The sequence below is a fragment of the Proteiniborus ethanoligenes genome (assembly GCF_900107485.1).
Lineage (GTDB): Bacteria > Bacillota > Clostridia > Tissierellales > Proteiniboraceae > Proteiniborus > Proteiniborus ethanoligenes.
Genome location: NZ_FNQE01000001.1, coordinates 65815 through 89593 on the forward strand (window position 1 = coordinate 65815; position 23779 = coordinate 89593).

Here is a 23779-nt window from a genome sequence, read left to right on the forward strand (position 1 = left end):
GTTTAAAAATAAATTTTTAAATAATAAAATAAAGAGATGAAAAGTGTGTCTTATTCAAAAAACTAGACACACTTTTTATCTAATCACCACTTTTTAGTTTTTCAAGATATTCTTTTATTTTAGTCTCTACTTTGTTACTTGAAGACTTATAATAGACTGTATCTTTTAAGTTTTCAGGCAAATAGTCTTGTTTAACATAATTGTTTGGATAATTGTGAGGATATTTGTATCCAATTCCTCTTCCTAAGTTACTAGAATTCTTGTAATGTCCATCTTTTAGATAAAAAGGTATATCTCCTATGTTTTTACTGTCTAAATCTTTTAACGCACTATCTATTGCAGATATAGCCGAATTTGATTTAGGAGAGGTGGCTAATAGAATAACTGCTTGAGCTAAAGGTATCCTTGCTTCTGGAAAACCAAGCTTTAAAGCCGCATCTACACAACTATTAACTATACTTATTGCATTTGGGTAAGCTAAACCAATATCCTCAGATGCAATAACCAGTAGTCTTCTACATATACTCAACAAGTCACCAGCTTTTATTAGCTTAGCTAAATAATGAATTGAAGCATCAGGGTCACTACCTCTAATGGATTTTTGAAATGCACTCAAAATGTCATAGTGATTATCACCAAATTTATCATAAGCAAAACCAGATGTCTGTGTACACTCCTTAGCTATGGATATGTCTATTTTAAAGTTATCTGAACCTAGAATAGAACTGCTAGAGTATAAAGCTAATTCTAAATTTGTAATAGCCCTCCTAAGATCACCACCTGAAACCTGTGCAATGTAAAGCAATGCTTCTTCATCATAATTAATATGTACATTAAATATTTGCTCTTCTGCTATTTTCAAAGCTCTTTTTATTCCATCTAAAATGTCTTCTTCATTTAATTTCTTAAACTCAAAGATTGTAGAGCGGCTTATGATAGCATTGAAAATAGTAAAGTAAGGATTTTCTGTTGTGCTTGAAATAAGGGTAATTTCTCCACTTTCAATATATTTAAGCAAGGATTGCTGTTGCTTTTTATTAAAGTTTTGGATTTCATCAAGATATAGAAGCACTCCTTTATGGGCAAAAAGGCTATCCAAATCGTTAATGATATCCTTAATATCCTTGGTAGAAGCCTCTGTAGCATTAAGCTTATATATTCTTTTATCTGTTTCATTTGCAATTATATTAGCGACAGTTGTTTTACCAGTACCTGGTGGACCATAAAAAATCATATTTGGTATATGCTTCGACTCTATTAATTTTCTTAACAATCTTTCTTTTCCTAAAATATGATCTTGACCTATTACATCATCTATTTTTGCTGGTCTTACTAAATCAGCAAGGGGTTTCACTTAATCACCTTCTTTTCAAAAATACTATAGCGTTTTTCATAACTTGCAACGCTTGAAATCACTGTGTTCTATACAGTAATTTTTTCTTATCACTCAAAAATATTTCTATTTTCAAAAAGGCTTTTCGCCTCTTTATGTCAAATAATATAAGTACCACCAAATATTATATTAAGGAGGCGAAGCCCTTGTTTGAACGTCAATTAATCTTTAATAACATTGATTTATTTACATCTAATAGCAAAACAAAATTTTATGAAAAGATCTTCGATGTTATTTATTTGTCTAGCTTCCCAAAATATCATCCATCTAAAGTGGACCTACTGGTTATTGTCTTCATGCTCTTTTAAGATCCTTTATCGTTATGAAAACTGAAAAGCTAGCTAAGGTTACTGAATTACTTAGTTTCCTTGATACGAACCCTTATATTTTATGTCTGTTCCAGATGAATATATATTTGATATTTAATTTTAAAGTTTCTCTAGTCAAATTTTATTAATTATGCTCATCTCTAAAAATGCTATGCTACATAATTATAGCATACATATTGAAAAATAATAAATGAAACATTTGCCCCTTTCCATAGGGATTTAATAGTCTAAAAAAATTGGCATAGTCGGATTCACGGCGATGCCGTTTTTCATCCCTTTTTGGAATATCAACTGCTCCAATACAGTTATAATAGATACGAATTTTCTGCTGTCTTTTGTCATTTGCTTTCTCGGCTTTAAAGACGATTATTTTGTTCCAAATTCTCTAATAATTTCAGCATCTAACTCTTTTATTTCACTATACCTTTTTACCAATTTCAAAAATCTATCAGTATTTAATGCTTCTTCTTTGGCTTTGCTTAATTTTTCTTTTAGAGAAGATACTTTGCCCATTAGTAGCTTTTGCTCTTTTTCATAATCCCTAGACATCTTTATAAAACATTCTTCTAAAATCTTACCAATAGAATACAGGTATTATCTTTCAGAGTTAGCCACGTAGAATAAAACTACGCCAATCATAATTCAATGATTGGCGTACCAATTTTTTTATTATTTCCACTGTCCACTTGACAGGGGCATGTTCACTGGAGTAAAAGCTGGAGAGTTTTTTCATAAAAATGATGTTTGGAGTTTTTTAAATTTAATAACAAAAAAAGATGAGGAGAGCCAATATCCATACTCCACAGAGGAATATCGCTCGTTATTTAGACATTCATTATGGATGGTGCCGGGTGTTAATGAAGCAAAAGCATTAAGTCAAATGATGAAGACGCACCCCATATTTGGCAATGGTGCCTTTAATATAGTTAATGTAGCTGGTGATGGCGATGAGGAAGAAAAATCAGAAGATGCATTAGAGAAAGTGAAAAATGCTATAAAAAGTGCTGGTAATGAAGGCTACACTATAACTCTTTCTTGTGGTAAACTCACCACTGGAGTCACTGTGCCAGAATGGACTGCTGTATTCTATTTGGCAGGTTCTTTTTCCACATCTGCAGCTAACTATCTACAAACAATATTTAGAGTACAATCTCCTTGTAATAAAGATGGTAAGATAAAAACAACAGCCTATGTCTTTGATTTTGCTCCTGATAGAACTTTAAAAATGGTTGCAGAATCAGTGGCCATTTCAACAAAAGCAGGAAAAACAGATAGCTCTGATAGACTAATTCTAGGTGAGTTTTTAAATTACTGTCCTGTTATAGCTGTCGAAGGCACTAGAATGAAAGAATACGATACTAACAGGCTTTTACAACAGTTAAAACGTGCTTATGCTGAACGAGCAGTAAAGAATGGATTTGATGATAACAACCTATATAATGATGAATTATTAAAATTAGACAATATAGATTTAGAAAACTTTAAAAAACTAAAAGGAATTATAGGTAGCTCCAAGTCCTCACACAAATCTAATGAAATAGATATTAATAGACAAGGTTTTACATATGAAGAATATGAAGAAATAGAAAGATTAAAGAAGAAGTCTAAAAAAGAGCGTACTCCTGAGGAGGAAGCTAAATTAAAAGAAGCGAATGAAAAGAGAAAACAAGCTAGAGATGCCCGTTCAATTCTGCGAGGAATATCTATTAGAATGCCTCTTTTAATATATGGTGCAGACATTGATATTAATGAAGATATTACTATGGAGAAACTAGTAGAAATAGTTGATGACTCCTCTTGGGAAGAATTCATGCCAGCAGGTGTTACAAAGGAAATATTTAAACAGTTTATAAAATACTATGACCCTGAAATATTTGTGGTTGCTGGTCGTAAAATTCGTGACATTGCTAAAGGGGCAGATGAATTGCCTCCGACAGAAAGAGTAAAGCAAATTGCAGAGTTGTTTTTAAATTTCAAAAATCCAGATAAAGAAACTGTTCTTACACCATGGAGAGTTGTGAATATGCACCTGGGGGATTGCTTAGGAGGGTATAACTTTTATGATGAAAATTATAATGAGATTTTAGAAGAACCTAGATATATTGGCCAAGGACAAGTGACAGAAGATACTTTAAGTAATAAGAATTCTAAAATACTAGAGATTAATTCTAAGACAGGTCTTTACCCTTTATATGTAACCTATAGTATATTTAGAAAAAGATGTGAAAAATATTCAGAATCAGATTTAACAAAAGAATTAGAGGATAAACTTTGGGAAGAAACAATTAAGGAAAATATATTTATAATTTGTAAAACACCAATGGCAAAATCTATCACAAAAAGAACATTAGTAGGACTTAAAGATATCTCACCTAATGCTACTTACTTTGATGACTTAAACAATATGATGAAAAATAAGTCAAAGCAATTCATAAATAGAATAACAAGACCAAACTACTGGAAAAAGAAAGGAAGTGGAAAGATGAAATTTGATGCTGTGGTGGGTAATCCTCCATATCAAGAAATGGATGGCGGAGCTCAAGCTAGTGCAAGTCCGCTATATCATCATTTTGTAATGACTGCTAAGAGTCTAAATCCAAAATTCTTTTCGTTTATCATGCCAACAAGATGGTATGTAGGAGGTAAGGGGCTAGATTCTTTTCGTGATGAAATGCTAAATGATGTTCATTTAAAAGAATTGTACGACTGCTTAACCCCAGAAGATATCTTTCCTAATACAAATATTCGTGGAGGAGTTTGCTATTTCTTGTGGGATAAAAATTATGATAATAGTAAGGATTTTACACGTGTTGTTACTTATGAAAATAAAAAAATAATTGCTGATGTTATTAGACCCATGAAGATAGATGGCACAGATATTTTTATTAGAGATGGGAAAGCTGTTAATATACTCAGAAAAGTATTTTTCAACAGTGAAATGCCTGTAATGTCAGACCATATTTCTGTTCGTAAGCCATTTGGATTAGAAGGTAATTTTATTAATTCAACTGATTTTCATGAAACAATTGATGGGCTTAAGGATCCAATAAAATGTTATGGAAGGGCAAAAACTATTGGTTATGTTGAAAGAGATATAATAAAGACACGCTCTGAATGGATAAATTTATGGAAGGTATATTTGCCATATGCTAATAATATTGGTACGGAATTAAACGATGATAATCAAAATACTTTTGTTGGAGAGCCATATTCAATATGCACTGAAACTTTCTTGGTTGCGGGTTCAGACTTGAAATTGAACAAGGTATCGTCTGAATATTTATCCAATTATTTAAGAACTAAATTTGCTAGATATTTACTTAGCTTAGCAAAAAGTAGTCAACATGCTACAGCAAAAACATATTGTTTTGTGCCATTGCAAAACTTTACTACTAGCTCTGATGTTGATTGGAGTAAAAGTATTGCAGAAATTGATCAGCAGCTTTATGCAAAGTATGGATTGAACCAAGAAGAAATTGAGTATATTGAAGGTAAAATAAAAGCGATGGATTAGATGATTTATGTATATAAATTTAGTATGGAATTAAGGGGTAAGGCGTAGTGAATCCAATAGAACATGATTTGCTTCCAAAGCAAAAACCACAAAAAGAAATCTAAATGTGAGAATTGATTTATATCATTATACAAATGAATTGTTTAATGAGCTCACCTCTCTAAACATAATAGGTCGAGTGAAAGAAATACCACAACTTGGACTTATCAGAGTTAAAAGAAATCTATCAAAATCTAGATATAATTATATTGTTTTACAACTTTACCTCCACAAATTGATTAGACAGAATTTGCAAGGCGAACTTGAAAGAACTTATAATAATAAAATTAATCCTGTAGAATTTATGCAAGACAAGATCAAAATAGACAAAGATAACAGACCTACTATTGGGGATTTACTACAGCAATTAACCATAATATATAATATTGGACATTTTTATAATACTTTCATATCTTCTAGAGCTGTTATAATTTGTGCAAATGAAAATAAAAAATTTGCAGATAAATTGAATAAGAGCTCTCAAGATGAGAGATTATAAGAAATAGCGCAAAAATATATTAAGGGTAAAGCTATCACAGACTTCATTTACTAAATTCTATACTGATATTAGAAAAATGAAACCAGGAACTAAATTCAGTTAAAATTGCACAAAAAATCTTATATAATTATATGAATAAAGAAAATCTAAATATAGAAAGTAAAATGTATTACATATTTAATATTTATAAGAAAGTACGAGATGTTTCTTATATTGCATATGATTTACAAATTTCAAATACCCCATTCACTATAGATCTTTGCAATAAAGAATCTTTAGTTTTAATTTTAAAAAAATTATTATCCTTTTATAATAACCAGCAGCCTACAGAAGACTTATTTAAATCTATAGGCAAACTTTTAGATGATACCATATATAATGAAAATTCAAATGCAATATGCTATTATCAAATCTCAAGAAGAATAGTCAGAAATCTAGATAATGAGCAATGTTGCGATTATTATACGGATTTATGGATTGATAAAAACAGTGTATTAAATTGTAAATATAGCTAAAGAAAAGACTATTCAAATCATTCAATTTTAAAATTAACTTTTGATTCAAACGATAAACATATTGCACAAGAACTCTTAGATAATCTTGAGAGAACAAATAATGTCAGAGTAGGGTACTACGATAGATATTCTGGAGAAAAAACTATTTTAGTTTTAATCAAAAAGAATACTTTTAATAAAATAGAAATAGCTTTAAGAGTCTTAAAAATAGTAATAAAGTATATGAGAATATTAGAAAATTACTCTTCTAGTGACCCTCGTTTCTTATTGGTTACTAAATTCTTCTTATATTATTTGTTTCCTGAAAATAGTGTTGTACTTAAAGCCTCTGTTGATGAAAAGGTCTGTGTTTTTTGTACACGTTGGAAAAGCAATCGTATAAACGAATTAAAAAATATTCTTGAACAAGATTTAGGTACTGATGATGAGCGGCATGAAGTAGAATTTCTTATTAGTCGTTTAGTTGATGATGATAAAAATGATATAAGTATTACAGTTCCATCAAGTATTTTAGTAATTGAAAAAGACAGACAAGGAAAAAAATTATGCGAATTCGATGGGATGATTATATATCTAAATCGTAAAAATAATCAGGTTATATTCCTAGAAGCTAAAAATACAACTAATTCACCATTTTTTGCAAAAAAATGTTTAGGTGATAAATTAAAAAAATTAAACATTCCTTTTACTGAAGATAGCGTAGAAATAAGAAATTATGATGCTATGCTTAAAATTAGCATTTAATATATTTTTAAGAAAAAACCACACTAAAGAATTCTCATTCTCTAATGTGGTCTTTCTTGCTACCTCTTAAGGCTGCTTTTCCAAGTTTGTATTCAATCCCCATGAAAAAGCCCTACTTGGTACGTTGTTTTTATGACACCAAATGGAACCTAATACAACTAATTGAATAATATAAATAATAGAAAGTATTTTTAATGATTTAATTTAATTGTAAAGAGAGGTGAAATATGATGGTAAACGTAAGGGCAGAATACCCGGAAGATTATAAAGAAATATACATAGATCCAAATATTATACATATAATGTCACAGGAAAAGAAGGAAAATAAAGAATATCCAGAAGAAAAATTGGAAAGTGAAGAGATTTTTATGGAAAGCTGCCCAAATAAACAGGTTGAAATAGTAGCACTAGCTTCAGGTGCAGTAGTAAAAATTCCAGCTTTACTTGCAGTATTAAAAGTTCAAATAAATTTAGAATCTTTAATTGAGCTTTCGGAGCCTATATTTCATATAAAAGAGATAAAGAAAAAAGTAAATATTTCTCAATGTATATTAATGCAGGACACAGAAGTACTATTTATTAGAGGTTTTATAAGAAAAGATATATCATATTACACAAAGGTTAACTCTGGCTATACTGGAGCATTTGGAGAAGTACAAACATTAACCATCAATATTCCTTTTAAATGTACAACTCTTGTTAAGTACAATATTATGGAGCCAGATAAAACTGTGAAAAGCACAATCAAGGAATTTGTGTGTATTAAGGATAAAAATATTCTAGATGAGGATATATCCGAAAGTGTAAAAATAGTTTATGAGGACCTTGTCTCTATAAATCAAGATACGAATGAATATTATAATGAACCAATATATTGTGAAATTGTTAGTAGTAAGATTATAGAAAATGAAAGCTTAATAGTAAATACAGAAGTAATCAATCAAGAACAAAGAATTCACGGAATAAAGTGTGATGGTATTTTATATATTACAATAAGAATTTTACAAAACAGACTGATTACTATTCCTGCCATATCCTCAGGTCAAGAACTCACTATATTACCAAAATTATGAGAAAAGCTTTTATCCCATTAAATTAAGGAAAGGATTGTTAAAAATTTAACTTTAAAACAAGTGTAACTAATATAGAAGGCCTGAATACTATATACTAGGATATGGGACTAGGAAAGTTTCATATCCAGAAATAGTCTTAAGGAGGGAAAACTAATGTCTTATACAGACAATTACCAATATGGTTCAAAAATAAGCTATGGAAAGGCTGCGACAAACTCTGTTGTTAAAACAGAAGCTAATAGTATCTGCAAACCTGGAAAATCTATATGTACTGATGTCACATCCTCAACCTTAATAAGTGCTGAAAATTATCCTGTGGACTTAGCACCTATTGTAACTGGAGTAGTAGCAAAGGTACCAGTTGTATTAGCAGAGCTTACAGTGCAAGTAAATGTTGATTCAATTATTGAGCTACCTGAGCCAGCTATTGAAATCAAAAACATTAGAAAGCATCTAAAGATTACTCAATGCTTATTATTACAAAACACCAACATGCTATTTGTAAAAGGCTTTGTAAGAAAGAACATTGATTATAGTACACTTGGATGCTCAAATTCTAAAGGTATATGTGGAGATATCAAGCATTGCACTATAGATGTACCATTTAAGTTTACTACACCAGTTGAGTTTAACGGAATAGAACCAGCCCCAATAGTAAATAGAACCGAATCAGAATTCCAATACTTTAGAGAAAGAGAGCTATTTGGACCAGAGTTTGCAGATAAAGATAAGCTTCTGTCTGGCGACCTATCAGAGTTTAATCAAACAACAACTGAATACTTCAATGAACTACCTTTCTGTGAACTAATTAGCAGTAGAATTGTAGAATTTGATGAGTATCTAAATCCAACTAAACCTCATAAAACTACAGTACCATTTGAAGAAAGAGTATTTAAAAACATTGAAGAAAAAATGGTTGTTTTCATCACATTAAAGATACTTCAAAAACGTCAGGTTGCTATTGGCGGATGCTAAACCAATAAAAACAAAAACAATAAGCTTGAGAATTAAACATCTGGGTTTTTACCCAGATGTTTAATTATATAAGCATCTTAGTAAAAAGATTTTCAATACTATCATATGCGTAAGAAAAAATAGTGTGCATATTGAAAGTAGAAAAACAGGATTTTGTAACATAAACCTTTGATAAAAATATTATAAATAAAGATGTATTATTTGGAAAATGAAAACACTAAAAAGCAGGTGGTGCAATGAATAAAAAAATATATGTAACACGTCCTTTTCTTCCACCTCTAGAAGAGTATATTCCGTACATAGAACAAATATGGGAAAGTGGAATATTAACTAACGATGGTGAAATGGTAAAAAGGCTAGAAAAAGAGCTATCAAATGCTCTAGGGATAGAAAATTTAATAGCTGTAGCCAACGGAACACTAGGACTTCAAATTGCAATAAAAGCATTGGATTTAACAGGAGAAATAATTACTACACCATTTACTTTTATTGCAACTCTTAGAGCTATAGATTGGCAGAACTGCACTCCAGTATTTGTAGACATAGATTCAGAAACCTTAAATATAGATTCGAAAAAAATAGAAGCTAAAATTACAGAAAAAACCTCTGCTATTTTAGGAGTACATGTTTTTAGTAATCCCTGTGATGTAGAATCTATAGAAGCAATATCAAAAAAATACAATCTTAAGGTTATATATGACGCTGCACATTCATTGTTTGTTAACTATAAAGGGAAATCCATATTAGAATATGGACATATTTCTGTAACTAGCTTTCATGCAGTTAAGCTTTTTAATACTGTTGAAGGAGGTGGATGTATAACTAAATCAAAGGAGTTAGAAGAAAGGATTAAACAATTAAGGAATTTTGGTTTTGACAAAACTGGAAACATATCAGATATAGGCATCAATGCCAAAATGTCTGAGTTACATGCAGCAATGGGATTAGCATCATTAAAATATATAGATAAAATTAAAATATATAGAAAAGAAAAGCATGATCTATATAAAAAAATACTTTCAGAACATGAGAAAATTAATTTTCAAAAAATAGATTCAGAACAATATAATTACAGCTATATGCCAGTGCTTTTTCAATGTGAAAAAACTCTTTTACGGGCTTTAGAGAATCTTAACAAAAATAATATATTTCCAAGAAGATATTTTTATCCATCCTTAAATAAGCTTAAAATGTTTGGTGTAGACATAGAAAGATTGCCTGTAGCAGAAAGTATTTCAAAAAGAATCTTATGTTTACCCTTATTTTATAGCTTAGAAGATGGAGATATAGAAAATATATGTAAAATAATCCTTAGCTCTTTAAAATAAAGAAAAAACAAAAGACTATTTTGTAAAATCGGTAGTGTTAAAATTTATGGAGGTTGAATATGAAAAAAAGAATTTTAGTACTTCCCTGTGGATCAGAAACTGGCTTAGAAATTAATAGAGCTCTTGCATATTCTAAGGATTTTGAGTTAGTTGGTGCTTCAAGTCAGGATTCAAATCATGGAAGATATGTATATAAGAATTATATAAAAATAAAATCTTATATAGATGATGTGAATTTTATTGAAGAGCTAAACTGGCTTGTAAATAAATATAAAATAGATTTTATTTTCCCTGCTCATGACAGTGTAGTACTGAAGCTTTCTGAATGCAGAAATAAGATAGAAGCTACAGTCATATGCCCATCTTACGAAACATGCAGAGTCTGCAGAGAAAAAAGTAGGACCTATGAGTTATTTAAAAATATAGTCAAAACTCCAATCATATATAGAAATATTCATGCTAGTATAGAATTTCCTGTTTTTTTAAAGCCAAATGTAGGTCAGGGGTCTAAAGGAACTTACTTAGCTAAATCAATAGAAGAAATAGAGTTTTATCGAAAGCTAGATAATACTCTTTTAATTTTAGAATATTTACCAGGTAGAGAATATACAGTAGATTGCTTTACAGATAGATTTTCAAAGCTAGTATTTTTTGGAGGAAGGGAAAGAAAAAGAATATATAATGGCATTAGTGTAGATACCTGTCCAATTGAAGATAGTCGGTTCAAAGAAATGGCAGAAAAGATAAATAATACTCTAGATATGAGAGGTGTATGGTTTTTTCAAGTTAAAGAAAATAAGGATGGAGAATTTGTTTTATTAGAAATAGGCCCTAGAGTTGCTGGTTCTATGGGCTTATACAGAAGTCTTGGAGTTAATCTTCCTTTATTAAGTCTTTATGACAGACTTGAGGTTAATACAAAACTTATACCTAATTCATTTCATATAGAGATGGATAGAGCATTAAGCTGTAAGTTTAATATAAACTATTATTATGAAAATATATATGTGGATTTAGATGATTGTCTAATACAAAATGGTAAAGTTAATCCATTAATAATAGGATTCCTGTTTCAGTGCATAAATAATGGTAAAAAAATATTTCTATTAACAAAACATAGTGGCGACTTATTAGAGCACCTTAAATTGTTTAGAATACGTGAATTATTTGATGGTATTATTCAGATTGAAAAAAGTAAAGAAAAGTTAAACTATATTAAAACTTCTGCATCAATATTTATTGATGATTCATTTGATGAAAGATACAAAGTAAATAAAGAGCTTAACATACCAACCTTTGATATAAATGCAGTAGAAGCTTTATTAGACTGGAAGGTATAGAAGTAAACAAGTCACTCTTTAAAGATAGTGACTTGTTTGTTGGTTAATATCGACATGCTTTATAAAGTTCTTTGTTTTACCTAAGACAAAAAAAGGTAGAGATAGAAAATTTTCATCTTCTATTTTCCATGTATGCATATCCTTGGATGCTTTTCTAATATAGCAAAAATTTTCTTTATTTATGGAGTAAATTTTTATATTAGCCTTAGTACAATCATATGATAGCTGTAAATCTGCCATATCTGAGTCTATATATTTTACCTTTTTGAATATACTCTTTTTAAAAAATACTGTAGGACCGTCAATAAAGTCAACATATTTGTTTTCGCTATTTGGATTTCTGATGGCAAGAGTATTTGACTTTTCAAAAAAAACAAATTGTGTTTTTTTACCGAACAAGCCTGCATCTACATTCTTTACAACCTTCATAAAATCGTTCAAATAATTTTGCCCATAATAGTCATCGTGGTCAAAATTTGCTATAAAATTATATTTACTTTTCTTTACAGCAAAGTTCATACAAGAGCCTACAGTTATTTTTTCATCAATTTTAAAAATTTTTATATTTTTATAAGCTTTTACTTTCAGTTTCCATTCCTTAAGATTTAGACTGTTATTGTTTAGAATAATAATTAGTTCTTTTTTTTTGTAGTTTTGTCTTAAAAAATTGTTTATTATATTGTTCATATAGCAGTACATGTGAGTACAAGTTATAACTGATACACCATTATTACCAGTAGTATTAGCATTTTTAGGAGAGAGTTTATTATCTCCAATATTTTTGTCGGTTTTAGAAGCATTAATTTTTTTGTTTACAGGATTGTTTTTTTTTGCATTCGCTAGTTTATATTTTATGGACTTAGACAATATTTTACTAGTATTTTTCAAACTTTCACCTCGCCTAGTAATATTTATTAAAACAATGTATTCGTATTAACATAATACGTACTTAATATTAAGTATGTTAAAAAAATCATCTAAGTCTAATAGAATAAAATGAGTAGTTGCATACAATATTAAAAGAAACCAAAATAAACAATCGAGGTGATCTGATGAAGATTGGCTATTTAATATTGGCACATAAAAGCCCTAATCAGCTAAAAAGACTTGTTAATAGGCTATATGTAAGTGACTCTGTCATATATATACACTTAGATAAAAAGACTAAAGAATTGGATTTTTATGAAGCTTTAGCAGATAAAAAAGATGTAAAGTTCATTAAGAATAATATTGTAGCTAATTGGGGAGGTTTTAGCCTTGTAGAAGCTACTCTGATTGGACTTAGAGAAATGTTAAAAAATCATAAAGATATTGAATATATATCATTGCTGAGCGGGCTAGATTATCCAATTAAAAGCAACAGATATATTGCAGATTACTTTAAAAAAAGAAGGGGAAAAGAGTTTATTCACTTTGATCCGTTCCCTACTAAAGAACTACAAGATGGAGGTATGGATAGGATTGAATACTATTACGATTATGATAATAATATTATGAGGAAAGACAAATATGAACTTGAAATGAAAGCAATGGGAGTAAAAAGAAAGTTCATAAAAGGTTTAAAACCGTATCATGGTTCTCAGTGGTGGTCATTAACTAGACAATGCTTAGAATATGTTTTGGATTATATAGATAATAATAAAGAGATAATTAATTTCTATAGATACACAAGATTTTCAGATGAGCAGATATTTCAGACTGTTATAATGAACTCTGGCTTTTCTAAGAATGTAATTAACAATAACTTAAGATATATTGATTGGTCAAATATAAACAAAAAAACATTACATTGGATAGACAATCCCCCACATCCCAAGATCCTTACTGCCTCAGATTATAATTTATTAATTAAATCAAGGCATTTATTTGCAAGGAAATTTGAAGAAGAAGTTGATAGAAATATATTAGATAAAATTGATACCTTCTTGTAGTATTTGTTTATTTTTATATATTGCACGTTCAATGCAATAATCAATGCATTCGTCAGAGTTCAAATAATTAAGTATATAAATTCTTATCATAGAGTGTTGTCTTGATTTATCAAGCCACTTATCAGCATTACAAGAAGTACTTATTAATGCTAGGATCATTTCTTTATATTTATACAGTTGATGATAATAATATTCAAATACTTTATCTAACATATTATCGCTATCTATTACAATAATTATTGAAATAGCATTATTCTCCCTCTCATTATTTTTTGAGGCTATGGATTTTTTGTTTCTTCTTTTTATATTTTCGGATTTGTAATACTTATCTCTAATTTTTTTGTTTACTGGATTGCATGATCTACCATCATAATCCTTTAGGCTTAAAGCTATCTTATTTTTGTGTAGCAATTTATTATTCTTCGATACTTCCATTTAAATATCTCCTTTATCAATTAGAATTTGAATAATACTGAGTTACATAGAAAAGTTTAAAAAATAAATACTTATTAAATTTTATTCAGAAGTATTATAATAGGACACTACTAATAAATATTTTCCAAAATAATATTTGACAAAATAGGGCATAAATATTATAATACTGGTAAATAAAACAAATCAAAAGCAATGAAGAGAAGAGTAGATATAGAAGGTAGTCAAAGAGAGTCGACGATGGTGGGAGTTCGACACGAAATCTATATTGAAGAACATCTCAGAGTTTCTAACCGAAATTGTAAAAGAGTAGGCTTAGACGGAATCGAACCGTTATTAGCGAGCAGTATTTAAATAAGTACTGTTAAAGAGTTGGTCATGTTATGTGACAATTAGGGTGGTACCGCGAAATATAGCCTTTCGTCCCTTTATGGGAGAATAGGCTTTTTTTATTGCTTCAAAACTATAAATATAAATTCTTATGAGTTAATGAAAAGGAGGAAGTAGTATGGATTATACTTTATTAAAAGACATTTACAGACAGCAACATGATTACCTAGATAAAACTGTTAAAATATCTGGGTGGGTAAGAACTATCAGAAGTTCTAAATCATTTGGGTTTATAGAAATTAATGACGGAAGCTTTTTCAAGAACATTCAAATCGTATTTGACGAAAGCTTATCAAATTTTGAGGAAGTATCAAAATATCCGATTAGCTCAGCTTTATCAATAGAGGGAACATTAGTAGAAACTCCTAATGCCAAGCAACCTTTCGAGATTAAAGCTGAAAAAATTGAACTAGAAGGTGTCTCTAGCCAAGATTATCCATTACAAAAGAAAAGACATAGTATGGAATACTTGAGGACTATTGCTCATTTAAGACCTAGAAGCAATACATTTTCAGCTGTATTTAGGGTTAGATCATTGGCAGCATATGCTATTCATAAATTTTTCCAAGAAAGAGGATTTGTTTATGTACACACACCTATAATAACAGGAAGTGATGCAGAAGGTGCAGGAGAAATGTTTAGAGTATCTACTCTTGATCTTTTAAATGTGCCTAAAACTGAAGGTGGAAAAGTGGATTTCACTGAGGATTTTTTTGGAAAAGAAACAAATTTAACTGTAAGCGGTCAGCTAGAAGCAGAAAGCTATGCATTAGCTTTTAGAAATGTTTATACTTTTGGTCCTACATTTAGAGCAGAGAACTCAAATACTGCAAGACATGCTGCAGAGTTTTGGATGATAGAGCCAGAAATAGCTTTTGCAGATTTAAAGGATGATATGGAATTAGCTGAGGATATGCTAAAATATATAATTGAATATGTTTTAGAAAATGCTCCTGAAGAAATGGAGTTTTTCAACTCCTTTATTGATAAAGGCTTAATTGAAAGATTAACTAATATAGTAAATTCAGATTTTGGCAGCATTACCTATACTGAGGCAATTGAGTTGCTAGAAAAAGTTAAAGATAGATTCGAGTATCCTGTAGAATGGGGATGCGATCTTCAAACAGAGCATGAAAGATATTTGACTGAAGAAGTATTTAAAAAGCCTGTATTTGTAATTAATTATCCAAAGGATATAAAGGCTTTTTATATGAGATTAAATGATGATAACAAAACAGTTGCAGCAATGGATTTATTAGTACCAGGAATAGGCGAAATAATTGGTGGAAGCCAAAGAGAAGAGAGATTGGAAATTCTAGAAAAAAGAATGGAAGAAATGGATCTTGATAAAAGAGAATACTGGTGGTATTTAGAATTAAGAAAATATGGTGGAACTAAGCATGCAGGTTTTGGCTTAGGCTTTGAAAGGGCTATTATGTATCTAACAGGAATGAGTAATATTAGAGATGTTATTCCTTTTCCTAGAACAGTAAATTCAGCTGAATTCTAATTAAATATAATAACATAAGCTTACTAGGCTAATTAAACTAAGGCTGTTTAAGGTTGATTTGATTTAATCTTAGAGTTGATACTAATTAGCTTAGTAAGCAGCTAAATAGAGGAGGACTAAAACATGAGTTTATATAAAGAATGGACAAATATAGCATATGAAGAAAGAGACCAAAAAGAATATAATGAATTTTGGAGCATTTATTTAGATAAAGAAAAAAATGTATATAAGAGCATACTAGAAAGTAAAGAAAATATTTTAACTGGTAGCATTGAAGAGCTTTCAGACAAATACAATCTGGATTCTACTACATTTGTAGGCTTTATAGATGGAATAAATACAAGCTTAATAAACCCCGTTGAAATAGAAAAACTTGAAGAAAATAGTGATGTTAAATTAGAGATAGATTTTGAAAAACTATATTTCAATATGCTAAATGCTAAGGCACCTTGGCTTTACGAGCTTCCAGAGTGGGAAGAAATCTTAAGCAAGGAAAAGAGGAAGGAAATAACAAAGGAATATAGAGCATCTAAAGTAATCGTAAAAGAAAAGAAGATAGGAAGGAATGAACCTTGTCCATGTGGCAGCGGTAAAAAGTATAAGAAATGCTGTGGACAATAATTTCATGGAATCAATATCCTAAAACTATTTAAGCTTAGTTTTATGATCAAGCAAAACTTTCATAGCTATCATAAATTTTGTGATTTTTATATATTATTATAAAAATAGTAGTAAATACTAGATTTAAGTATTTACTACTATTTTTTTTGTTGCTTTTTTTATTGTGTTCTGATAACATATAATAAACAAAAGTTTAGTATATAAACAAAGGTTGGTGACGTGATGACCTCAAGGGAAAAAGAAATTCTTTCAATGATAAAGCAAAATTCAATGATATCTCAGCAGGAGATTGCTGATACATTAGGAATTGCAAGATCATCAGTTGCAGTGCATATTGCTAATTTGGTTAAAAAAGGCTATATAAAAGGCAAGGGATATGTACTAGGTGACAATAAATATGTAACAGTGATTGGTGGGGCTAATGTAGACATCCAAGGATTTTCATTTGAGGAGCTTAGATTTAAGGATTCTAATCCTGGGAAAGTCAAGGTATCTGCTGGGGGAGTAGGGAGAAATATTGCAGAAAACCTATCTAGACTAGGAATTCAAACTAAATTGATATCAGCATTTGGAGACGATTTATATGGTGAAAAAATAACAATTGAATGTAGAACTGCTGGGGTAGACATTGAAAACTGCTTAGTTTTAAAAAATTCTCCTTCTTCATCTTATTTATCAATATTAGACGGAAATGGTGATATGAAAGTGGCCATTTCAGATATGGATATTATTAACGAGTTAAATATTGACTTTATTAAATCAAAATCTCATATTATTGAGAACTCATCTGCTATAGTTATAGATACAAATTTATCCCAAGGTGTGATTGAATATCTTTTAAACAATTTTAGACATAAGACTTTTTTTATGGATACTGTGTCTATAACCAAGGCAAGAAAAGTAAGTGAGTTAATTGGTTACTTTCACACTATTAAGCCTAATATTTATGAAACAGAGGAATTGACAGGTATTAAAATTAGTGGAGACAATGAATTAAGAAAAGCTGCTGAAGTGTTGATAAATAAAGGAGTAAAGCGAGTATTTATTAGCTTAGGAAGTAAGGGCGTATTCTACAAAGACCAGCATATAGAAAAACATGTAGATGCTACAGCTATTAAAGTAGTAAATGCTACAGGAGCAGGAGATGCTTTTATGGCAGGCCTATTATATTGCTATATTAACAATATGGATATTGATGAAACAATAGTTTTTTCCATGTCAGCAGCTGAAATGGCCTTAAGTCATGAAAATACAATTAACCCTAATATATCTGCTGAAAAATTATTAGAAAAAGTGAGGAGTGATAGAAATGTTAAATAAATATTTATCCATAAAACCAGAAATAGAATCTGCATTAAAAAATGGTGACCCTGTAGTAGCTTTAGAATCAACAATTATATCTCATGGAATGCCTTATCCGGAAAATATAAAAACTGCTAGAGAAGTTGAAAGGATAGTAAGGGATAATGGAGCAATTCCAGCAACTATAGCAATAATAAATGGGAAGCTAGTAGTTGGGCTAGATGAAGATGAGCTAGAGCTTTTAGGAAAAGGAAAAAATATAGTAAAAGCTAGTAGGAGAGATTTACCTTTTATTATAGCTAAAGAAATGAATGGCGCTACTACTGTAGCTGCAACTATGATAATAGCAGCTATGGCTGGTATAAAGGTATTTGCTACTGGAGGTATTGGTGGTGTTCATAGGCAGGCACAAGAAACCTTTGATATTTCTGCCGATTTGCAAGAGCTATCAAATACAAATGTGGCTGTAGTGTGTGCAGGAGCAAAGTCCATATTAGACATTGGTCTTACATTAGAGTATCTTGAAACCCAAGGCGTTCCAGTAGTTGGCTTTGGAACAGATGAATTTCCTGCTTTTTATACTAGAAAGAGCGGTTATAAGGTAGATTATAAAGTAGACTCTGAAATAGAGCTGGCAAAGGCAATAAAAGCAAAATGGGACTTACAGCTAAAGGGTGGTTTAGTAATAGGAAATCCAATACCATATGAATATGAAATGAGCTATGAAGAGATAAACAAAGCTATAGAGAATGCCTTAATGGAAGCAGATAACAATGGAATAAAAGGCAAAGAAGCTACGCCTTTCCTACTTTCTAAGGTAAAAGAAATAACTGCTGGAAAAAGCTTAGATTCAAACATTCAGTTAGTATACAACAATGCTAGACTAGCAGCAAAATTATCTGTTGAACTAAGCAAGCTGTATTAATTATAAGAAACAAAATTGCTGCAAGTTGTCATTTGTTTTGTAGAAAAATGTCTAAAACATAATAATTATTGCAAAAACAGCTTGACATATATATAGATATAGTCCATAATAGTAAAAAAGTGAATATTTTGTAGGTAGAGGTGCAATGTTTAATAGTAATATAGTGGAGGTAAGCACTGTGAAGCTATATGAAAGGAAATATTGCCGAAACATACAACTGATGCTTTAAGGTTGTATAGTTGGTTTTGCATAGAATATGTGCGGAACTGTCACAAAGTTATTTGTGGAGAGCTATCATTCAAATTAGTACACATATTATTTTTTATTTTTGTGTGTAAGACTCTGAGTGAAGGCCCAGAGTCTTTTTTATTTTGATGAACTCTTCTCTTTTACCACTTCACTTAATTTAACTTAAAACAGGAGGAGATATTATGAAAGGATTTAGTTTTAATTATGGTGTAGTTATTAGGAAAAAAGTTTCAATATTAATGGCATTAGCTTTATTAGCTGTAGTGCTATTGACAGGATGTGGATCAAATAGTAAAAATCCATCAACAACTGATGCAGGAACATTTAAGGTAGGTCTTGAAGCAGGATATGCACCATTTAACTGGACTCAAATGGATGATTCAAATGGTGGTGTTAAAATTGAAGGTAATCCAGAATATGCAGGTGGATATGATGTGGAAATAGCTAAAAGAATTGCTGAAGGATTGGGCAAAGAATTAGTTATTGTTAAAACCGAATGGGATGGACTTTTACCAGCATTAACTTCTGGTACAATAGATGCAATAATAGCTGGAATGTCTCCAACAGCAGAAAGAGCAGAGTCTATAGATTTTTCAGATAATTATTATAAATCAGATTTAGTTATGGTTGTTAAAAAAGGTGGAAGCTATGAAGGAGCTACTTCTATTCAAGATTTTAATGGTGCAAGAATAACAGCTCAATTAAATACTTTCCATTATACAGTAATAGATCAAATTCAAGGAGTAATAAAAGAAACTGCAATGGACAATTTTCCAGCAATGAGAGTCGCTCTTGAATCTGGCATTATAGATGGATATGTTTCAGAGCGCCCAGAGGGGGTTAGCGCTTCATCTGCAAACGAAAACTTTACATTCGTAGAATTTAGTGATGGTTTTGTTACATCAGATGAAGATACAGCAATTGCTGTAGGCCTTGTAAAAGGTAGTGAATTAACTGAAAAGATAAATGAGATATTAGCAGGTATATCAGAGGAAGAACGTCAGAGCATTATGGATAATGCTATAAAAAATCAACCAGCAGCTCAATAATCATGTTTTGAAACTGACTTCACTATAAGATAGTCAGTTTCATAATTTTATTTGAGGAGGTAAAAATATGAGCTTTGAATCCGTAGTAAAAATCGCTGTAAACAATTGGCCAATGTTTGTTCGTGGAGCTGGTATGACGCTTCTAATTTCTATTATAGGTACTATTGCAGGTCTTATTATAGGATTATTAGTTGGTATTATAAGAACTATACCAATACCCGAGAAAGGAATAAAAAGAAGATATCTTAAAGTTATAAATACTGTTCTATCTATTTATATAGAATTTTTCAGAGGTACACCTATGATAGTGCAGGCAATGGTAATATATTATGGTTCTGCTCAAGCATTTGGGATACGTATGGACCCAATAGCTGCAGCAATATTCATCGTATCTATTAATACAGGTGCCTATATGTCAGAAATAGTTCGAGGAGGCATTATTTCAATAGATAGAGGACAGTTTGAAGCTGCTCATGCTCTAGGCATGAATCATGTTCAAACAATGACTAATGTAGTATTGCCACAAGTAATCCGAAACATTTTACCAGCAACCGGTAACGAGTTTGTAATCAATATTAAAGATACCTCAGTACTAAATGTAATAACTGTAACAGAGTTATTTTTCCAAACAAAATCAATTGCAGGTAGTACCTTTAAGTTTTTCGAACCCTTCTTTGTGGCAAGTATTATATATTTAGTAATGACCTTTACCGTCACTAGAATATTACGTTTGATTGAGAAAAAAATGGATGGTCCAGCTAATTACATCATGGCAGGAAATCAAATGCAAGTAGAAAGACCCGAGGACATAGTTCGCAAGGTACAAAATAAAGACAGGACTAAATATTAGGGACAGGAGGGTAAATATGGAAAAGGTAATTAACATACAACATTTAAGCAAATCCTTCGGAACCCATGAAGTGTTAAAGGATATTAATTTTTCAGTAAATAAAGGAGAAGTGGTTTGCATTATTGGTTCATCTGGTTCTGGCAAATCAACATTACTTCGTTGTATCAATCTATTAGAAAAGCCAAGTAGTGGGGAAATAATATATAATGGTGAAAATATATTAGATGATAAGCACGATATATATGGATATAGGACAAAATTAGGTATGGTATTTCAGCAGTTTAATCTGTTCAATAATCACAATGTTTTAAATAACTGTATAGTTGGTCAGATGAAGGTGCTTAAACGTTCAAAAGAAGAAGCAGAGCAGATAGCCATGAAGTATTTAAAAACTGTTGGAATGGAAGGATTTATAAATGCAAATCCAAAGCAGTTATCTGGTGGTCAAAAACAGCGTGTTGCTATTGCTAGAGCACTTGCAATGGAACCGGATGTTATGCTATTTGATGAACCTACGTCAGCTCTTGATCCAGAGATGGTAGGTGAAGTTCTTAAGGTCATGAAAGAACTTGCTGAAACAGGACTTACTATGTTAATAGTTACTCATGAAATGGGATTTGCTAAGGAAGTGTCTGACCGTGTTGTATTTATGGATAATGGAGTTATTGCAGAAGAAGGAACTCCAGAGCAAATTTTTAATAATCCAACCCAAGAACGTACCAAGGAGTTTTTACAACGTATATTGAAACAAATGTAGTAAAGACTTTTACTAATATTTATTGAGATTAACCATATATGTTCACTTCCTATAATATAAAAACTCATCTATTGCTTCAAGGATGAGTTTTTTGATTTATTGCAAAAAGTTGATAATATACATGCGAATTTAGTTGACATAATTTGTTCATTGAATTCCTCTAGCTGTTCCTTTAAGGTATAGTAAGGAGGGGTTATATGAAAGGAAAAAAATTATTGTTCGCAATTGTATCATTAGTTATAATAATGATTGTATCTGTTATTTTTATTAAACCAGAAGAGGGACAAGCCGAAATTAATAGATTTAATATGAGTTATTTATATTTTGGAGATGTAAATAGCCAAATAAAACTTGTTGAAAATACTAATAGTTCATTAAATGTAGTCTCTCCTAGTTATTTTGATATAAACCAGGATGGGAGTTTAAAGATTACTAGTTTAATAGATACTAAATTTATAAAAAGCATGCATAATCAAAATATTAAGGTAGTTCCCTTTATAAGCAACCATTGGAATAGAGAATTAGGTAGAATTGCATTATTAAATAGAGAAAAACTAGCCCAGGAAGTAGTTGAGGCAGTAAAAAAATATAATCTAGATGGGGTCAACATAGATATTGAAAACGTAACTGAAGCTGATAAGGAGAATTATACTGACTTTGTTAGGCTTATTAAAAGTAAGCTACCTCTAGGAAAAGAGGTTTCTGTGGCAGTAGCTGCGAATCCTAGAGGATTTACTACTGGCTGGCACGGTTCATATGACTATAAATCACTGGCAAAACATTGTGATTATCTAATGATAATGGCCTATGATGAAAGCTACTATGGAAGTAAACCTGGTCCTGTGGCAAGCAAAGCCTTTGTGGAAAACTCAATAAAATATGCACTAGGCCAAGTGAGTCCTGAAAAGATAGTGTTAGGCATACCTTTTTTTGGTAGATATTGGTCCGAAAGTGAAGCCATAGGCGGTACAGGTATAAGTTTAGCAAGAGTTGATTCGGTAATTAAAGCTTACAATGGGAAGAAATATTTTGATAAAACAACTATGTCACCATATGCAACTTTTACAATTAATGAAAATGATGAGAAAATACTTGTTAATGGGAAAATATTGTCTGCTGGAAGTTATACTATATGGTATGAAAATGAGGATTCTATTAAGGACAAGCTGCAATTAGTTCATAAATATAATTTAAAAGGCACAGGTAGCTGGTCCTTAGGCCAGGAGCTGCCTAGCACATGGGATTATTATAAATTATGGCTTAATAGTAAGTATTTTTCAGATATACAAGAGAGCTGGGCAAAGGATGATATAATTTCAATAGTTGGTATAGGATGGATGAAAGGAACATCAAATGTAAATTTTTCTCCTAATTCAATTATAACAAGAGCACAAGCGGCAGTTACTTTAGTTAGAGCATTAGAATTGGAAGAAATAAATGTGCCTGAGGAAATAAAGTTTGATGATGTTTCTAAAAATCATTGGGCATATAGAGAAGTTCAAATAGCTGCAAATAAGGATATTTTTAAAGGTATGGGTGGTAATAAATTTGATCCTGAGCAACATATAACCAGAGAGCAAATGGCAACTTTATTAAGCAGAATCATCGAGAAAGATGAAAACACTATTATAGATAATAAAAATCCATTTATTGATGTTAAAAACGGATGGTCATACAATTCAATAATTGAGATGAATAGCTTAGGTATTTTTAAGGGATTTGAGGATAAAACCTTTAGACCAAGTGAGAAAATGTCTAGGGCACAAATGGCTGCAGTACTCAATAGAATAAAAGATTTAATTAAGTAAATATATAATAAATAAAATACGAGCAGAAATTTTTCTGCTCATATTTTATTTATATACATGTATTAACTATTATCTATGTGAAATTACTATAATATAAAAAAAGTGTAATAATTAATAATATTAAAGTTTAAATACTTTTGTGATATAATTATCGAAGAGCTCATAATTATTAGGTATTATCACTATTTCCATTAATTAAACCAAAT

Annotated in this window: 23 protein-coding genes, 1 riboswitch and 1 other annotated feature; of the genes, 18 read left to right on the top strand and 5 right to left on the bottom strand. The window is 30.5% G+C overall.

The window, feature by feature from the left end:
• Positions 1-79 precede the first annotated feature (79 nt).
• The gene (locus BLV37_RS00320) at positions 80-1354 is read right to left on the bottom strand and encodes a replication-associated recombination protein A (protein ID WP_091725640.1); all 1275 of its coding nucleotides are present in this window, start codon (positions 1352-1354) and stop codon (positions 80-82) included.
• A gap of 185 nt (positions 1355-1539) precedes the next feature.
• Here BLV37_RS00320 and BLV37_RS14905 point away from each other — a divergent pair, with 185 nt between their 5' ends.
• On the top strand, positions 1540-1701 hold the full coding sequence (locus BLV37_RS14905; RefSeq protein WP_176967800.1) for a hypothetical protein: 162 nt from the start codon (positions 1540-1542) through the stop codon (positions 1699-1701).
• 175 nt (positions 1702-1876) lie between these two features.
• Here BLV37_RS14905 and BLV37_RS15375 read toward each other — a convergent pair whose 3' ends face one another.
• Positions 1877-2104 (bottom strand): DUF4368 domain-containing protein, encoded by a 228-nt coding sequence (locus tag BLV37_RS15375; RefSeq protein ID WP_342026565.1) that lies wholly within the window; start codon positions 2102-2104, stop codon positions 1877-1879.
• Positions 2089-2271, bottom strand: coding sequence for a DUF4368 domain-containing protein (locus BLV37_RS15380; protein ID WP_280140096.1), 183 nt, complete (start codon positions 2269-2271; stop codon positions 2089-2091). Before BLV37_RS15380 ends, BLV37_RS15375 begins: the two co-directional genes overlap by 16 nt.
• A gap of 148 nt (positions 2272-2419) precedes the next feature.
• On the opposite strand from BLV37_RS15380, the gene BLV37_RS00330 reads away from it, so the two are divergent.
• The 8 genes from BLV37_RS00330 (at position 2420) to BLV37_RS00355 (ending at position 11749) form a co-directional block, all read left to right on the top strand.
• Positions 2420-5236, top strand: a complete 2817-nt coding sequence (locus BLV37_RS00330) for an Eco57I restriction-modification methylase domain-containing protein (protein WP_091725642.1) — start codon at positions 2420-2422, stop codon at positions 5234-5236.
• Between the two features lie 106 nt (positions 5237-5342).
• Positions 5343-5774 (top strand): hypothetical protein, encoded by a 432-nt coding sequence (locus tag BLV37_RS15225; RefSeq protein ID WP_244270421.1) that lies wholly within the window; start codon positions 5343-5345, stop codon positions 5772-5774.
• A gap of 131 nt (positions 5775-5905) precedes the next feature.
• The gene (locus BLV37_RS15230; protein ID WP_244270422.1) at positions 5906-6289 is read left to right on the top strand and encodes a hypothetical protein; all 384 of its coding nucleotides are present in this window, start codon (positions 5906-5908) and stop codon (positions 6287-6289) included.
• Between the two features lie 267 nt (positions 6290-6556).
• Positions 6557-7033 carry a hypothetical protein gene (locus BLV37_RS15235; protein WP_244270423.1) on the top strand — a complete coding sequence of 159 codons (477 nt, stop codon included), beginning with the start codon at positions 6557-6559 and terminating at the stop codon, positions 7031-7033.
• 227 nt (positions 7034-7260) lie between these two features.
• Complete coding sequence (locus BLV37_RS00340) at positions 7261-8106, top strand: CsxC family protein (protein ID WP_091725645.1); 846 nt, start codon at positions 7261-7263, stop codon at positions 8104-8106.
• A gap of 153 nt (positions 8107-8259) precedes the next feature.
• The gene (locus BLV37_RS00345) at positions 8260-9081 is read left to right on the top strand and encodes a CsxC family protein (RefSeq protein WP_244270424.1); all 822 of its coding nucleotides are present in this window, start codon (positions 8260-8262) and stop codon (positions 9079-9081) included.
• Positions 9082-9317: 236 nt separating this feature from the next.
• Complete coding sequence (locus tag BLV37_RS00350) at positions 9318-10409, top strand: DegT/DnrJ/EryC1/StrS family aminotransferase (RefSeq protein WP_091725647.1); 1092 nt, start codon at positions 9318-9320, stop codon at positions 10407-10409.
• Positions 10410-10468: 59 nt separating this feature from the next.
• Positions 10469-11749 carry an ATP-grasp domain-containing protein gene (locus tag BLV37_RS00355; protein WP_091725650.1) on the top strand — a complete coding sequence of 427 codons (1281 nt, stop codon included), beginning with the start codon at positions 10469-10471 and terminating at the stop codon, positions 11747-11749.
• An 18-nt stretch (positions 11750-11767) separates the two neighbouring features.
• Here the strand turns inward: BLV37_RS00355 and BLV37_RS00360 are convergent, their stop codons facing one another.
• Complete coding sequence (locus tag BLV37_RS00360; RefSeq protein ID WP_091725653.1) at positions 11768-12637, bottom strand: glycosyltransferase family 2 protein; 870 nt, start codon at positions 12635-12637, stop codon at positions 11768-11770.
• A gap of 164 nt (positions 12638-12801) precedes the next feature.
• On the opposite strand from BLV37_RS00360, the gene BLV37_RS00365 reads away from it, so the two are divergent.
• Positions 12802-13680 carry a beta-1,6-N-acetylglucosaminyltransferase gene (locus tag BLV37_RS00365; protein ID WP_091725656.1) on the top strand — a complete coding sequence of 293 codons (879 nt, stop codon included), beginning with the start codon at positions 12802-12804 and terminating at the stop codon, positions 13678-13680.
• Here BLV37_RS00365 and BLV37_RS00370 read toward each other — a convergent pair.
• Positions 13654-14115 (bottom strand): hypothetical protein, encoded by a 462-nt coding sequence (locus tag BLV37_RS00370; protein WP_091725658.1) that lies wholly within the window; start codon positions 14113-14115, stop codon positions 13654-13656. The two genes, BLV37_RS00365 and BLV37_RS00370, sit on opposite strands and share 27 nt — an antisense overlap.
• 183 nt (positions 14116-14298) lie before the next feature.
• Positions 14299-14543 (top strand) — a binding site (T-box leader).
• Between the two features lie 77 nt (positions 14544-14620).
• Between BLV37_RS00370 and asnS the strand changes: the two genes are divergently transcribed.
• The 8 genes from asnS (at position 14621) to BLV37_RS00410 (ending at position 23573) form a co-directional block, all read left to right on the top strand.
• Positions 14621-16012, top strand: a complete 1392-nt coding sequence (asnS, locus tag BLV37_RS00375) for an asparagine--tRNA ligase (RefSeq protein ID WP_091725674.1) — start codon at positions 14621-14623, stop codon at positions 16010-16012.
• A gap of 123 nt (positions 16013-16135) precedes the next feature.
• Positions 16136-16633 (top strand): SEC-C metal-binding domain-containing protein, encoded by a 498-nt coding sequence (locus BLV37_RS00380; protein WP_091725677.1) that lies wholly within the window; start codon positions 16136-16138, stop codon positions 16631-16633.
• A gap of 222 nt (positions 16634-16855) precedes the next feature.
• Positions 16856-17953, top strand: coding sequence for a PfkB family carbohydrate kinase (locus BLV37_RS00385; RefSeq protein WP_091725679.1), 1098 nt, complete (start codon positions 16856-16858; stop codon positions 17951-17953).
• Positions 17943-18860 (top strand): pseudouridine-5'-phosphate glycosidase, encoded by a 918-nt coding sequence (locus BLV37_RS00390; RefSeq protein WP_091725682.1) that lies wholly within the window; start codon positions 17943-17945, stop codon positions 18858-18860. Before BLV37_RS00385 ends, BLV37_RS00390 begins: the two co-directional genes overlap by 11 nt.
• Before the next feature lie 127 nt (positions 18861-18987).
• Positions 18988-19162: riboswitch (Lysine riboswitch) on the top strand.
• Between the two features lie 129 nt (positions 19163-19291).
• Entirely contained in the window at positions 19292-20158 is an 867-nt protein-coding gene (locus BLV37_RS00395) for a transporter substrate-binding domain-containing protein (protein WP_425287109.1), read from the top strand.
• A gap of 67 nt (positions 20159-20225) precedes the next feature.
• Positions 20226-21008, top strand: a complete 783-nt coding sequence (locus BLV37_RS00400) for an amino acid ABC transporter permease (protein WP_091725685.1) — start codon at positions 20226-20228, stop codon at positions 21006-21008.
• 16 nt (positions 21009-21024) lie between these two features.
• Positions 21025-21765, top strand: coding sequence for an amino acid ABC transporter ATP-binding protein (locus BLV37_RS00405; protein ID WP_091725687.1), 741 nt, complete (start codon positions 21025-21027; stop codon positions 21763-21765).
• 197 nt (positions 21766-21962) lie between these two features.
• Positions 21963-23573, top strand: coding sequence for a glycosyl hydrolase family 18 protein (locus BLV37_RS00410; protein ID WP_091725689.1), 1611 nt, complete (start codon positions 21963-21965; stop codon positions 23571-23573).
• Positions 23574-23779: the final 206 nt, after the last annotated feature.

Coding starts and splice junctions, on each gene's coding strand:
- BLV37_RS15380 (WP_280140096.1), bottom strand. CDS start 2,271: ATGTCTAGGGATTATGAAAAAGAGCAAAAGCTACTAATGGGCAAAGTA.
- BLV37_RS00330 (WP_091725642.1), top strand. CDS start 2,420: ATGTTCACTGGAGTAAAAGCTGGAGAGTTTTTTCATAAAAATGATGTT.
- BLV37_RS15230 (WP_244270422.1), top strand. CDS start 5,906: ATGAATAAAGAAAATCTAAATATAGAAAGTAAAATGTATTACATATTT.
- BLV37_RS00340 (WP_091725645.1), top strand. CDS start 7,261: ATGATGGTAAACGTAAGGGCAGAATACCCGGAAGATTATAAAGAAATA.
- BLV37_RS00345 (WP_244270424.1), top strand. CDS start 8,260: ATGTCTTATACAGACAATTACCAATATGGTTCAAAAATAAGCTATGGA.
- BLV37_RS00350 (WP_091725647.1), top strand. CDS start 9,318: ATGAATAAAAAAATATATGTAACACGTCCTTTTCTTCCACCTCTAGAA.
- BLV37_RS00355 (WP_091725650.1), top strand. CDS start 10,469: ATGAAAAAAAGAATTTTAGTACTTCCCTGTGGATCAGAAACTGGCTTA.
- BLV37_RS00365 (WP_091725656.1), top strand. CDS start 12,802: ATGAAGATTGGCTATTTAATATTGGCACATAAAAGCCCTAATCAGCTA.
- BLV37_RS00370 (WP_091725658.1), bottom strand. CDS start 14,115: ATGGAAGTATCGAAGAATAATAAATTGCTACACAAAAATAAGATAGCT.
- asnS (WP_091725674.1), top strand. CDS start 14,621: ATGGATTATACTTTATTAAAAGACATTTACAGACAGCAACATGATTAC.
- BLV37_RS00380 (WP_091725677.1), top strand. CDS start 16,136: ATGAGTTTATATAAAGAATGGACAAATATAGCATATGAAGAAAGAGAC.
- BLV37_RS00385 (WP_091725679.1), top strand. CDS start 16,856: ATGACCTCAAGGGAAAAAGAAATTCTTTCAATGATAAAGCAAAATTCA.
- BLV37_RS00390 (WP_091725682.1), top strand. CDS start 17,943: ATGTTAAATAAATATTTATCCATAAAACCAGAAATAGAATCTGCATTA.
- BLV37_RS00395 (WP_425287109.1), top strand. CDS start 19,292: ATGAAAGGATTTAGTTTTAATTATGGTGTAGTTATTAGGAAAAAAGTT.
- BLV37_RS00400 (WP_091725685.1), top strand. CDS start 20,226: ATGAGCTTTGAATCCGTAGTAAAAATCGCTGTAAACAATTGGCCAATG.
- BLV37_RS00405 (WP_091725687.1), top strand. CDS start 21,025: ATGGAAAAGGTAATTAACATACAACATTTAAGCAAATCCTTCGGAACC.
- BLV37_RS00410 (WP_091725689.1), top strand. CDS start 21,963: ATGAAAGGAAAAAAATTATTGTTCGCAATTGTATCATTAGTTATAATA.